Below are 12899 nucleotides of genomic sequence, written 5' to 3'. Positions count from 1 at the left end.
ACTTTCTAAAATTTTTGATTAAAAGAAACTACTAAGCTTGAGTTGTTATTGTTTTTTCCATTAAAAGGATCAATAAACAAATCAAATTGAATTTCTTTCTTTTTAGAAATTAAACAAGCAACCCCAAGTTGTATTTTGTTAATATTCTTGGATTCCGTATAAGTTAGAAACTTTTTTATTCGTGAGTTATAAAAATTTTTATATTTCCGTAATATATCTAAATTTTCCAGTAGATAGTCAGAGTTATTTAAGTAGGGTTTGAGTTGGTAATTTAGATTGTTAAATGTGTTATAAGATGCAGCGGTAAATGTCCATGTGTCGTTTGCTTTGAACCCGAATTTAATCACCAAGTCTGTCTCTATGCTTTTTTGCCTGGGATGGTATTTGCTTTCTATGCTCACCTCTTGGTAATTATTCTTAAATGTTTCATTGAGATAGAAACTTCTGCCGTAAGCAATACCTGTGGTTATATGCCAATTTTTTGTATTAAACCTATCCCCCATGTTTGATATAATGTACTCTCCGGGGTTAACCATTGCGAAAACACTTGCAACTTCATCGCCTGAATTAAAAAACTTTTTATTTAGCCCGAATTTTGTGCTCATCTTTTGGTAACTTAAAGTAAATTCGTTTTCATATTTTTTGTTTTGAGAATCTATTTCTAGCTTTATAGTATCTCTAATATCGCTGATATTAAGTTTAGCTTCTAAAGTAAAGTTATTCTTCAAGCCATACTCTACATAGTTTTCAAGAATTTTTTCTTTAGTCTTTATATCTATTTTTAATTGATTGAAAAGGTCAATTTGTTCAGTAGTAGAACTTAATGTAGCAACATTTAAAATAACTTTTTGAGCTGTGTATACATCACCCTTCGCTTGAGGCCATGCCTTGGCATAAGCATAGTTTTGTCCTAAGCTTAGGAGTATTATCCAAAAATAAAAGGCGGTTTTATTTAGAGGAAAGTTTTTTAAGCTTACGAGCATACAGTTCTGATTTAATTTCTATACTAACCATAAGAAAGGCAAAAGCTAAAAAGCCTAGGAAAATTGTAAGTAACGGATAAAGCATACTTTCATGGATGGTCGGGCTACCGAACCTTATGACACTTGCGCCTTGATGTAGTGTGTTCCATAAATAAACTGAGAATTTTATAATCGGGATATTAATTAGTCCGATTAATGCAAACACAGCACTGACTTTAGCAGCTCGCTGCTCATTTTCAAATGCATCCCTAATCAATATATAAGTTATATAAATAAAAAATAATATAAGCATTGAAGTGAGCCTCGCATCCCAAACCCACCAAGTTCCCCAAGCAGGTTTCCCCCATATTGAACCGGTAAGAAGGGTAATAAGAGTCATAAAACTCCCGACCCCGGCAAATGATTTAGAAATGATGTCATAAAACGGGTTGTGAAAAATAATAAATAACATGCCGAATATAGAAAGACAGGCATAAAGCATAAGCGATAGCCATGCGGCCGGAACGTGTATATACATAATTTTAACCAGTTCCTTTTGCAAATAATCATCCGGGACAAATTTGAAAACCAGAAATAATGCACAGGATGTAGCACTGATAAAAATTATAGCAAATGAGTAAATTAATACCTTGAAATGCTGCTCAAATTTGCTTGGATTAAGCCAAAGTAAATTCACTTTCCGACCTGATAAATTTTAATTTTATTTTCTTTGTTTGATTCCATATCTAAGATATTTATGGATATTCTTTCAATATCAGCTCCCTTGCTTAAGAAGCTTTTTCTAATTTCCATAGCTCGTTTTAATGCGATTATCCTTAATTGTGGGAGGGGAGCATAATCTTTATAGGCGCTGGCTTCTATCAATATATTAAAATTAGAATTTTTTTGCATATTGTTAGTAATTTCTGTAACTGAATCATTATGCTCGAGAGGAAACTTTATCTCTAATTCATTGTACTCGATTTCAATTAATAATTTATCACTTGCATATAAATTATAAGGAATAAATATTAGGGTAAGTAATAAAAGCCTAGTGATAAAGTGCATATAAGTATTTTATTAAGATAAATTTTGTTAATAAAACTAGGGCTTACTTATAAAATAAAGATAAATACTTGTCTATCACATTTATAAATATTCTTTTTTTATAAATTTAAGTTTAAGCATAATATCTAAGTTCGGTTTAGTTTAATTCAGAACTTGATATTAGAATAACAAGTTTGTAGTATATCAGCTAATAATTGACTAAGAGAAATTTGTGGCTCATATCTTAATTGTTGATGATGAAGCGGATATTAGAGAGTTAGTTGCTGATATTTTAAAAGATGAAGGATATCATCCGCTTTGTGCATCTTCAGCAAGTGAAACTATCCAGTGCTTTGAAAATAATGAGCTCCCATCGGCGGTTGTCCTTGATATTTGGCTTGAAGGAAGTGAAATGGATGGGATCGGCATATTAAAATATATTAAAAGTAATCATCCTACTATCCCTGTAATTATGATTAGCGGTCATGGCAATATTGAAACCGCAGTACAAACTATTAGGCATGGGGCTTATGATTTTATCGAAAAGCCGTTTAAGGCTGAAAAATTAATTATAATGGTAAATAGAGCAATTGAAGCTTCACGGCTAGCTCAAGAAAATAAAGTTTTAAAATCCCAGGAAAAACTTGTCGGGGAGCTAATCGGAACTTCTAAAGCAATTCAGCAGCTGAAGACTGCGGCATTAATGGCAGCGCCGTCAAACAGCAGAATTATAATTACGGGTGAGCCGGGAAGCGGAAAGGAAGTTTTAGCGCGTCTTATTCATGATAGTTCAAAGAGAGCTAAGAAACCTTTTTGTATTTTGCATGCTTCAAATCTTTCCGAAGAACAGCTTGAAGTTGAGTTATTCGGTACGGAAAATAAAAGTATGAAGAAAGCGGGTTTACTTGAAAAAGCCGATCATGGTACGCTTTATATTGATGAAATATCGGAAATGCCGGTTGCTACCCAAGGTAAGTTACTCAAATTTCTGCAAACCCAAACTTTTCAAAAAATAGGGGGCAGCAAAGATCTTAAACCTGATGTAAGGATTATAGCTGCTTCAAGCAAAAACTTAGAAGAAGAGATAACATCTGGGAAATTTAATCAAAGTTTATATTACAGATTGAATGTTGTGCCACTTAAGGTTCCTCCTCTTACTGAACGTAAAGAAGATATTAAACATATTGCTGAACATTTTTTAAAAAGCTTTTCACAAAGCTTAGGAGTTCCCTATAAAACTCTTACCCAAGAAGCACTTACTCTCATGAGCGCATATGATTGGCCGGGGAATTTAAGGCAGTTAAGTAATGTTGTAGAGTGGCTCTATATCATGACTCCTGACAATGTAAAAGAGATTACGGCTGATATATTACCTCAAGAAGTTGTGCAGGCGGTAAACGGAAAACATAAAAATTTAAATCCCGTTAACAGTGATATTCTTTCTAAAGAGCTTAAAAAAGCGCGAGAATTATTTGAGAAAGAGTACCTATATGCGCAGCTGAACAGGTTCTCCTGGAATATATCTAAAACTGCGGATTTTATCGGGATGGATAGGACAGCGCTTCATAGAAAAATTAAATCTCTGAATATAAAAATGTCACTTCCCGTTGAAGATGAAAGTGAGGAATTGAACTAGTTTTATGTCAGGTACATTATAGTTATATATTTAGGTTAATACGACTAAAATACACAATGCTTTATAGGTTATAACAAATCCGCTTATACCGTGAAAGGAATTTAAAAGCTCGGATTAATAATTAGAGTTCTTCAGGAAGAAATATTGAACCTTCTACTTCAATATTGGTATTCTCAAATATTATGCTACAGTCATGGTCAGCAAAAGGGTAATCAAGCATATCTTCGGAATCATTACCGGCAATGGATATTAATAATTCCGCATTGCACTCTTGAATTTCGGCAGCTTTCTTTTCTAATAGTAATATAGCGACCTCTTCGGCAGCATTTTTTATAAGGAATGATATTTTAGGATCAATATTAAACACATCGTTGCAAATTTCAGGGGTTTCAACATTCAAGGATGTAGCCCAATCGTATAAAACAGTGCTTAACTTAGTTATTAATTCCATAATTAAATCATATTTATTCATAGTACCCGGCTCAATATATTCCGGCATATCTCTAAATATCGTATATAGTTTAAGCATGATTTCACCTGTTTGTACGGAAGGGCAATAATTAGGATTTAATTCCTGTAAATCAGCTTTATCAGTTTTGCATAGTAATTTTAATTTATCCTTAATATTACCGAAAAGGAATAAAGCGTCTATAATGTTATCTTTCGGATCTGAATTTATAAGTGTATTTGTATTTTGAAAGCTAAAGAGATTTGATAAAAAATTAAAGATACCCGTTTGCGCATGTACTTCATCATTATCTGCATTAATGCTTGTGCTGTTAACCAGATTTTTATACTCTGTATCATGTTTCAGATTAAGGCAATTATATAATTTCTCGGCAAGCTTAGCCGTAGTGACTTTTTTTCTCACCTAGTTTTAAGATAAAGGCTTGAGTTTTGTAGTTATGTTCCGGATTCGCTCCTACCAGCTGGCTAAAAACATCCTGAAATAAACCTGTTAAATAATAATTTGTTATAAAATTTGAAGCAGAAGTATTTAGTTTAGAAAGATTTTCCATTCCTTCACTACTTAGAGGTATTATGTTTACTAAGTTTGATTTCATTTGTTCCTCGTATCTGCTAAACATTATATTTCAGCTAATATAGTGATATTTTAAATAAAAACAAGGTTAACCTTGTTATAAAGGTAGATAATTAACCTTTGAATTAATAAAGTGCTGATATTGAAAGATAGCCTGTAAGCCGGGTTCTGTAAAAAGGATAAAATCCTTTTTGACGGCTATTCATCTTGGCTGAATGTCACCATTCAGCTCATGCGACCTACCCGTGCAAAAAAGTGGAACATACTTATAATCGCACCTATACGGTCTTGCTTTTGATCGGGTTTACCATGCAACTTTTATTACTAAAAGCCCGGTGAGCTCTTACCCCACCATTTCACCCTTACCGATAAAAATTACCGGCGGTATATTTTCTGCGGCACTTTCCATGAGGTTACCCTCTCCGGGCGTTACCCGGGATCATTGTTCCATAAAGCCCGGACTTTCCTCTGAAAGTTTTTAAATTTCAGCAGCCATCCGGCTATCTTTCATAAAATACTATACTCATAAATTATTTATTTTCATCCTTTTATTTATATAGCCGTTATGAATATGCACTATAGATAATTAGCACGGAGATAATATTTTAAGGTAAAATCTAAGAGCAGACTTGAAATCCGACTAAGTTACCCTATATTCTATTTAAAAGACTTTTATTTATTAATGCTTAAATAAATTTGTTATGCTGGTCAGTAAAAACACTTTTTGATATATTAATAAATCGAACATATATAGATAATTAAATTGGATTAACGGATGAATAGATTTATGAAAGGAAATACGGGGAAGAACTTTGCTGCATGGGCGGCAATTATTTTATTAACTGTTTTTGTGTATGAATTAATAGGTGAATTTGCTTTTTCTTCTACGAAAATTCCTTTTTCTGATTTCTTAAATAATGTAAAAGGTGGGAATGTTGCCGAAGTTACGATAAGAGGAAGCTCTATCGAAGGAAAGCTTAGTGACGGTAAAGTTTTTAATACGCTGGTGCCGATATATTATCCCCGAGTTATTGATGAACTAACTGCAAGGAATATTAAAATTGACGTGGTTCCGACCGAATCTTCAATGAATAGTTTATTCGGAATATTGCTATCATGGTTCCCGGTTCTACTTTTGGTGGGAGTATGGATTTACTTTATGCGCAATATGCAAAGCGGTACAGGTAAGGCAATGGGCTTCGGTAAATCAAAAGCAAAGCTTATGATGGATTCAAAAAATAAAGTTACTTTTGCTGAAGTTGCAGGAGTGGATGAGGCTAAAGAAGAATTACAAGAGATAGTAGAATTTTTAAAGTTTCCTGCAAAGTTCCAAAGGTTGGGCGGAAAAATTCCTAAGGGTTGTTTATTAATCGGTTCACCCGGAACGGGTAAAACTTTGCTTGCCAAAGCAATAGCCGGAGAAGCAGGGGTACCGTTTTTTAGTATTTCAGGGTCTGATTTTGTTGAAATGTTTGTGGGGGTCGGAGCGAGCCGAGTTAGAGATATGTTTAAGCAAGCCCATCAACACGCGCCTTGTATAGTATTTATCGATGAGATTGATGCAATGGGGCGCCAAAGAGGAGCTGGTCTCGGAGGCGGCAATGATGAAAGAGAACAGACTCTTAATCAATTGCTGGTGGAGATGGATGGTTTTAAAGAAAATGAAGGAGTAATAGTTATTGCGGCAACCAACCGTCCCGATGTACTTGATCCGGCACTGCTTAGACCCGGTAGATTTGATAGACAAATTACCGTTCCGGTTCCTGATATAAACGGTAGGGAGCAAATTATTAAAGTGCATATTAAAAAAGTACCCGCAGCGCCTGACGTAAATATTAGAACAATTGCTCGAGGCACTCCGGGGTTTGCGGGTGCAGATCTGGCAAATATTGTAAACGAAGCTGCAATTCTTGCCGCACGAAAAAATATGAACGTAGTTACCATGCATGAGTTTGAAGAAGCAAGGGATAAAGTTATGATGGGTGTTGAGAGAAAGTCCATTGTAATGAGAGAAGAAGAGAGGAAATTGACTGCTTATCATGAAGGCGGGCATGCACTCGTTACCGTTTACAGCGAAGCTTCCGATCCGATTCATAAAGCAACTATTATTCCGCGAGGCAGAGCTTTAGGTTTGGTAATGCGCCTTCCCGAAGAAGACAGATTTTCAGCGACAAAAGAAAAGCTACTTGCTGATATTGTTGTATCTATGGGTGGAAGAGTCGCCGAGGAGATAATATTCGGTAAGGATAAAATTACCAGCGGTGCTTCCAGTGATATTAAGAGTGCTACTTCAATTGCACGTAAAATGGTTACTCAATGGGGCTTAAGTGATGAAATCGGTCCGGTTTTAGTTGGTGATGACCGTGATGAAGTATTTTTAGGTCAATCTTTAGGCCATCAGACTCATATCTCCAATGAGTTGGCTTGTAAGATTGATGCTGAGATTAAAAGAATTATAACCGAATGCTATAATCAGGCTCATCATATTTTAACTAAGCATCTTGATCAGCTTCACCTGCTTGCAGCAAAACTGTTAGAATATGAGACCTTGACCGGTGAAGAAATTAAAGACCTTATCGCAGGTAAAGACATTAAAATTAATGATTCAACCGATTCTAAAAATGATTCAGATTCTAAACCTCAGAAAAGCTCATCAGTACCTTCAACTAACCATGAAGGTAAGGTTGCTGATGATAAACCGATTGAAGCATAAATATTAAAATACACCTTAGTAGCTTGGAATTTAGTTATATAAATCCAGGCTACTTATTTTTTAAGAAATAGCAATATTACTACACAATAACTAAGCTTTTTTAAGCTAAGAACAAGGACTATATAAAATTAAAAATTTAAGGAGATACATTCTCATCTGTTCCGGTGAACAGGGATAAATTTATCTGTACCATTCTATACGTGGTCTGGTTTATTTATACTTTGTAAAAGTACTGAATACTACCTAATATCACTATGTTAATATGCAAAAAATATTGATAATTAGTATAGGCCTGAAAATCAAACTAAAAGAGACTGAAACAAGAATGAAAGATAGGATTTTTAAGTTTTTATCTTTTTAGTAAATTGAAAAGCACTTTTATTCTCTTTATTGCTTATAAAGTTTCTTTTATGGTAGGGCGATATTTTTGTAAAAATGAGTGCTCAAATAATATTATCTTAACATATCTGTGTTATACATATTCACCACCATTAAAAATAGGAGTAGGATATGAGCATTTTTACCAAAACTGAATGGCAAATATTATTTTCCAAATTAACTTTTATGAGATCAGAAAGGTTAATAAAAGAGTTAAATAAGTATATAGGAATTGATTTAAAAGAATGTGATATAGATCATCATCAATTAGTGCTTATTGCTGAAGCCTTAGAAAATAATAAGACTATTACTACTCTCAATTTATCAGGAAATGATATTAGCGAAGAAAGCTTTGAAAGGCTGAGAAGATTAGACTATTATTATAATAGTAAGGATAAATTAACTTCATACACATCCAATGGTGTTAAAAAACTTGCTAAGGCTTTAGAAGAAAATAAAACACTAATCGCGCTTGATTTATCTGAGAATGATATAGGAGATCAAGTTGCACAGGAAATATTTATTGCTTTGCAAGATAATAGGTCAATACTTAGTATTAACCTATCCGGTAATAATATAGCTGAAGAATTACTTAATAACATTGAAAGATTATTAATCGAAAATAGGCAAGCACTTAAAGATAAGTGCAAGGCTTTAAAAGCAGAAAAATTTACTAAAAATACTTTTAATGAAATAAAACCTCTCTGGCCGAGTATTAAATATGTTATTAATAATGAAGAATTCTTTGAGACGGAAGAAGTAGAGCTATATAAATTACTTAGGGATAAGGCAAAGAACTTTAGCCAAGAAAATTTATTATCATTGCTTGGTATTTGTAAGCAATATAATAATAAGCAAGAGGGCAACTCGTTATTATTAGGGCTTCCTGATGAACTTCAAGTCTATTTAAACAAGTTTTTATTTGATACATTTAAAAACCAGAATAATACAATACTTGGTTATACTGAGCAAAGTAGTACATTACTGAATACAACTTTATTGAAAGATATTACATTAGGTATAACATGCGGTATAATATTAGGTTCTATATGTGCAAATGAATTATGGCAGTGGGGAGTATTTCAGGCCATATATTCAATGGCTTCAATTCCGGCTATTATTGAAATACCGAAAGCTATTATAGCTACCGGATTAGCAGCCCTTAATACAACTATTAGTTCGGGCATAGGGATATAGTGGATCAAGTTGAATATCCTACATATAGTAAATTAAGTTATAAATCATACAGTGATATTTATTTAACCCGGGTGCTTTATAGTAAATTAAAGATACATAAAAATTATTTAATAATTTTTATGTACGCTGCCCCTCTAAAAGAAGGGGCGGAGGGGCGCGTTACTATTAATTTTGATAATAAATTATTAAGATTATCTGAAGGCTTGTTTAAATAAATATGTAAGTTATTCAACTTAATTTACTATATATATCGGATAAAACTATTTTGTAAATTTAGCTTTTAAAGTTATCTTAAATTAAGCATTGCCTGTATAATTAACTAGTTGCAGGAAGCTTTTTACCCCGAGTGATTCAACCATTTTCGACCATTTATTTTTAACTTTTTGGGAAAATAAAATATCTAAATTTGCGGGGGCAATTAACCAGGAATTTTCTTCAATTTCCTGTTCAAGCTGATTAGGTTCCCAGGCAGCAAAACCTTTAGCTAATAAAAATTTATCTTTATTATTGCCTGAGGCATAGTCTTGCAGGAATTGTTTACATTCAGTGTATATTGTAACAGCAGGAAAATATTCAAAGTTTTTTTCCTGTTCTTTTGTAATGCTTAAGATTATTAACCTATCTTGGTCGATTGGCCCCCCGAACATAATAGAAACTTTTTTATTTTTAAGCGCAGGTTTCACATAAGCATTACCTACATAATCCTTAATATAAAAATTACCGATCTTATTATTAATAATTATGCCGAGTGCGCCCTTATCATCATGAGCGCATATGTAAATAAGCGATCTTTCAAAGCAACTTCCGTCCAAGCTTTTTGAAGCTACTAAAAGTTTACCTTCAAGGGACTCAAAAGGTCTTAATTCGTCGTCAGAAAATTCCAGTTCCATACTTAAACCCATTTTACTTCCGGTGGTAGTGACATTAAAATTGCTTCTATATTTCCATCAGTCATGAGGCCGAACTTAGTGCCTCGATCATAAATTAAATTAAATTCAACATATCTGCCGCGTTTTATTAATTGCTCTTCTTTCTGTGCGGCCGTCCATTCTCTTAATGCATTTTGTTTAACAATCGGCACATATGCATTTATAAAAGCTTTCCCGACTTCTTTTGTAAAGTTAAAATCGTTATCCCAGTCACCGGTATTTAAATAATCGAAAAATATGCCGCCGACGCCTCGCGCTTCCTTCCTATGCTTTATGTGAAAATATTCATCGCATTCTTTCTTGAATTTCGGGTAGTAGTCACTATCGAATTTATCACAGACCTTTTTAAGTTCTGAGTGAAAGAATTGTGTCTGTTCATCGGCAGGAAACGTTGGAGTAAGATCAGCTCCGCCACCGAACCAAGTCTTAGTGGTTACAACCATTCGGGTATTCATGTGAACAGCGGGTATTAAAGGAGATTTCATATGAGCGACTAATGAAATGCCGCTAGCCCAAAAGCCGGGATTGTTTTCAGCCCCGGGAATTTCTTTAGCAAACTTTTCCGGAAACTCCCCGTAAACAGTAGAAATATTAACCCCTACTTTTTCAAAAATATCGCCTTTCATTACGGACATAACTCCACCGCCGCCGCCTGTTCTATCCCATTGCTTTTGTTTGAATTTACTATTGCTTTTACCGAATTCGGTTTCAATTTGTTCAAAAGCTAGGCAGATTTCATCCCGTAAAGATTTAAACCATTTAGAAGCAAGCTCTTTTTTTTCTTCTAAATTGTTATAGCTCATATTAAAGCCCCTGTTCGTTTAAATGTTTATTTGCTTCTAATGCTGCCATACATCCGGTTCCCGCAGCAGTTACGGCTTGTCTGTAAATTTTATCCTGCACGTCGCCTGCGGCAAACACTCCGGGTATATTAGTTTTTGTGCTGTCAGGAGCGGTTAATATATAGCCTTCATTATCAATTTCCAGGTGGTCTTTAAACATAGAAGTATTCGGTACATGCCCGATTGCTATAAATACTCCGTCAACATTGAATTCACTTAGTTCATTGGTTTTAATATTCTTTATTCTAATCCCCGTTACACCTAATGGTTCATCGGTACCTAAAACCTCATCAACTATGCTATCCCAAATCACCGAAATCTTGGGGTGAGAAAATAACCTGCTTTGCATTATTTTTTCAGCTCTTAATTCATTTCTTCTATGGATAAGCGTAACTTTTGTTGCATGATTAGTAAGGTATAAAGCTTCTTCAACCGCGGTATTACCACCGCCCACCACAACCACTTCTTTATTTCTGTAAAAGAAACCGTCACATGTAGCGCACCCAGAAACTCCAAACCCTTGAAATTTCTTTTCACTAGGTAGCCCAAGCCACTTGGCTTGAGCACCGGTAGAAATAATAACCGTATCAGCGGTATAAACTCTACCTGTATCTCCGACTGCTTTGAAAGGTTTTGAACTTAGGTCGATTTGATTAATATGATCATTGATTATATTGGTGCCGACATGCTTTGCCTGAAGTTCCATTTGCTCAACCAGCCAAGGACCTTGAATGGTATCGGCAAAACCGGGATAGTTTTCTACATCGGTTGTAATAGTAAGCTGGCCGCCCGGCTGGAACCCGCTTACCAGTACAGGCTCAAGCGAAGAGCGTGCCGCATATATTGCAGCCGTGTAACCGGCGGGGCCGGAACCGATAATTAATACTTTTGTATGCAATGTTTTCATTAATTAAATCTTTCCTGCATTGGTTTTTAGATAAGCTGCAACGCCTTCTTGAGTCGGCTTCATAGCTTCTTTTCCTTGCTTCCAGTTAGCCGGGCAAACTTCACCGTGTTTTTCGGAATATTGAAGAGCGTCAACCATTCTGATTGCTTCTTCAATATTTCTACCCAACGGAAGATCATTAATAATTTGATGGCGAACAATGCCTTGCTTATCAATTAAGAAAGTTCCTCTTAAAGCTACGCCCGCGTCACTAAGAACATCATAATCGGCTGCAATTTTATGTGTGAGATCGGAAACCAGCGGAAATGTAACTTGTCCGATCCCGCCTTTATCAGTCGGAGTGTTTCTATAGGCAAGGTGAGTAAATTGTGAGTCAATACTGATTCCGATTACTTTAGCATCTCTTTTTTCAAATTCTTCCGATTTGCTGCTGAATGCAAGAATTTCCGAAGGACAAACAAAGGTGAAATCAAGCGGATAGAAGAATATTACACCATACTTGCCTTTAAGATATTCTTTTAAATTAAGTTCTTTTATAGAGTTATCAGGAAATACTGCTTGAGCAGTAAAATTAGGAGCTTCTTTACGAACTAGAACTGCCATTTTTTAGCGCCTCTAAAATTTATTAGTTATATATTAGAAGCCAGTATAGAACAAAAATTACAAATCTCAAGCGTTGCAGCTTATAATTAAATTTCAATATATAAAAATTTATCTTTATAAGTTAAAAAATCAGGAAAGCTGCTTTCAATCAATTTTTGTTTTAAACGTGAAAGGTGCACCTCAACCGTTGAAGTTTCCGTTTCCGTAGAATATTCCCAAATTTCTTTTAATAACTCGGCTTTTGGTATTCCTCTTGGGTAATTATTAACCAGGTATAAAACTAATTTTGCTTCTTTCTCAGTTAGAATTATTAAATTTTCTTCTAATTCAAGTGTTCTTTTACTAGGAAAAAATTTAACATTATTTATGGTATAAGTTTTTTGGTTAAGTTTATCTATAATAAGCTCAACTAAAGATATAAGCTTAAAAGGCTTACTTAAATCCGCTTTAAATTTTGCACTGATAATAATTTGATTATCCTCAACCGTTTGAGGTATAACCTCATTAAAAATACATAGATCAGGATGGCCGGAAATATTGCCTGGTTCCTCAAAAAACTCTATATTAAAGGGTTTTAGAGAAGTGACTTGCTCTAAAACCCATTTAAGAAGAGTAGTCCCACCTATAATTGCAATTCGCATTA

At 34.4% G+C, this 12899-nt stretch carries 13 protein-coding genes and 1 other RNA gene; 3 read left to right on the top strand and 11 right to left on the bottom strand.

The features are described from left to right. Positions 1–5 precede the first annotated feature (5 nt). Genes I862_RS05475 through I862_RS05465 form a run of 3 tightly spaced genes read right to left on the bottom strand, consistent with a single transcriptional unit; the run spans position 6 to position 2030 of the window. A complete protein-coding gene (locus tag I862_RS05475; RefSeq protein WP_038539811.1) occupies positions 6–983 on the bottom strand; it encodes a hypothetical protein in 978 nt (325 codons plus the stop codon). Beyond that, on the bottom strand, positions 949–1659 hold the full coding sequence (gene ccmC / locus I862_RS05470; protein ID WP_038539808.1) for a heme ABC transporter permease CcmC: 711 nt from the start codon (positions 1657–1659) through the stop codon (positions 949–951). The genes I862_RS05475 and ccmC overlap by 35 nt, the downstream gene beginning before the upstream one ends. Then, a complete protein-coding gene (locus I862_RS05465; protein ID WP_038539806.1) occupies positions 1656–2030 on the bottom strand; it encodes a hypothetical protein in 375 nt (124 codons plus the stop codon). Before I862_RS05465 ends, ccmC begins: the two co-directional genes overlap by 4 nt. 211 nt (positions 2031–2241) lie before the next feature. Between I862_RS05465 and I862_RS05460 the strand changes: the two genes are divergently transcribed. After that, entirely contained in the window at positions 2242–3645 is a 1404-nt protein-coding gene (locus I862_RS05460; protein ID WP_038539803.1) for a sigma-54-dependent transcriptional regulator, read from the top strand. A 121-nt stretch (positions 3646–3766) separates the two neighbouring features. Here the strand turns inward: I862_RS05460 and I862_RS05455 are convergent, their stop codons facing one another. The 3 genes from I862_RS05455 to rnpB all read right to left on the bottom strand — a co-directional run bounded on the left by I862_RS05455 (position 3767) and on the right by rnpB (position 5195). Next, positions 3767–4516 carry a hypothetical protein gene (locus I862_RS05455; protein WP_038539800.1) on the bottom strand — a complete coding sequence of 250 codons (750 nt, stop codon included), beginning with the start codon at positions 4514–4516 and terminating at the stop codon, positions 3767–3769. Then, a complete protein-coding gene (locus I862_RS05450) occupies positions 4491–4733 on the bottom strand; it encodes a hypothetical protein (RefSeq protein ID WP_038539797.1) in 243 nt (80 codons plus the stop codon). The genes I862_RS05455 and I862_RS05450 overlap by 26 nt, the downstream gene beginning before the upstream one ends. 95 nt (positions 4734–4828) lie before the next feature. Further along, an RNA gene (gene rnpB / locus I862_RS08030) (RNase P RNA component class A) lies at positions 4829–5195 on the bottom strand. 267 nt (positions 5196–5462) lie between these two features. Between rnpB and ftsH the strand changes: the two genes are divergently transcribed. Then, positions 5463–7400 carry an ATP-dependent zinc metalloprotease FtsH gene (gene ftsH, locus I862_RS05445; RefSeq protein WP_084173805.1) on the top strand — a complete coding sequence of 646 codons (1938 nt, stop codon included), beginning with the start codon at positions 5463–5465 and terminating at the stop codon, positions 7398–7400. A 510-nt stretch (positions 7401–7910) separates the two neighbouring features. Further along, positions 7911–8975, top strand: coding sequence for a leucine-rich repeat domain-containing protein (locus tag I862_RS05440; RefSeq protein ID WP_038539791.1), 1065 nt, complete (start codon positions 7911–7913; stop codon positions 8973–8975). Between the two features lie 296 nt (positions 8976–9271). Here I862_RS05440 and I862_RS05430 read toward each other — a convergent pair whose 3' ends face one another. The 5 genes from I862_RS05430 to I862_RS05410 form a co-directional block, all read right to left on the bottom strand. Next, complete coding sequence (locus I862_RS05430; protein WP_038539785.1) at positions 9272–9877, bottom strand: YqgE/AlgH family protein; 606 nt, start codon at positions 9875–9877, stop codon at positions 9272–9274. Then, entirely contained in the window at positions 9868–10707 is an 840-nt protein-coding gene (gene hemF, locus I862_RS05425) for an oxygen-dependent coproporphyrinogen oxidase (protein ID WP_038539782.1), read from the bottom strand. Before hemF ends, I862_RS05430 begins: the two co-directional genes overlap by 10 nt. A 1-nt stretch (position 10708) precedes the next feature. Then, positions 10709–11653, bottom strand: coding sequence for a thioredoxin-disulfide reductase (gene trxB, locus I862_RS05420; RefSeq protein ID WP_038539779.1), 945 nt, complete (start codon positions 11651–11653; stop codon positions 10709–10711). A 3-nt stretch (positions 11654–11656) separates the two neighbouring features. Next, entirely contained in the window at positions 11657–12256 is a 600-nt protein-coding gene (locus tag I862_RS05415) for a peroxiredoxin (RefSeq protein ID WP_038539776.1), read from the bottom strand. A gap of 86 nt (positions 12257–12342) precedes the next feature. Then, positions 12343–12897, bottom strand: a complete 555-nt coding sequence (locus tag I862_RS05410) for a winged helix-turn-helix domain-containing protein (RefSeq protein ID WP_038539773.1) — start codon at positions 12895–12897, stop codon at positions 12343–12345. Positions 12898–12899 lie beyond the last annotated feature (2 nt).

This window comes from endosymbiont of Acanthamoeba sp. UWC8 (assembly GCF_000730245.1).
Taxonomy (GTDB): domain Bacteria; phylum Pseudomonadota; class Alphaproteobacteria; order Rickettsiales; family Midichloriaceae; genus Jidaibacter.
Note: the sequence above shows the minus strand (reverse complement) of the source record. Positions and strands in the feature narration are given on the sequence as shown.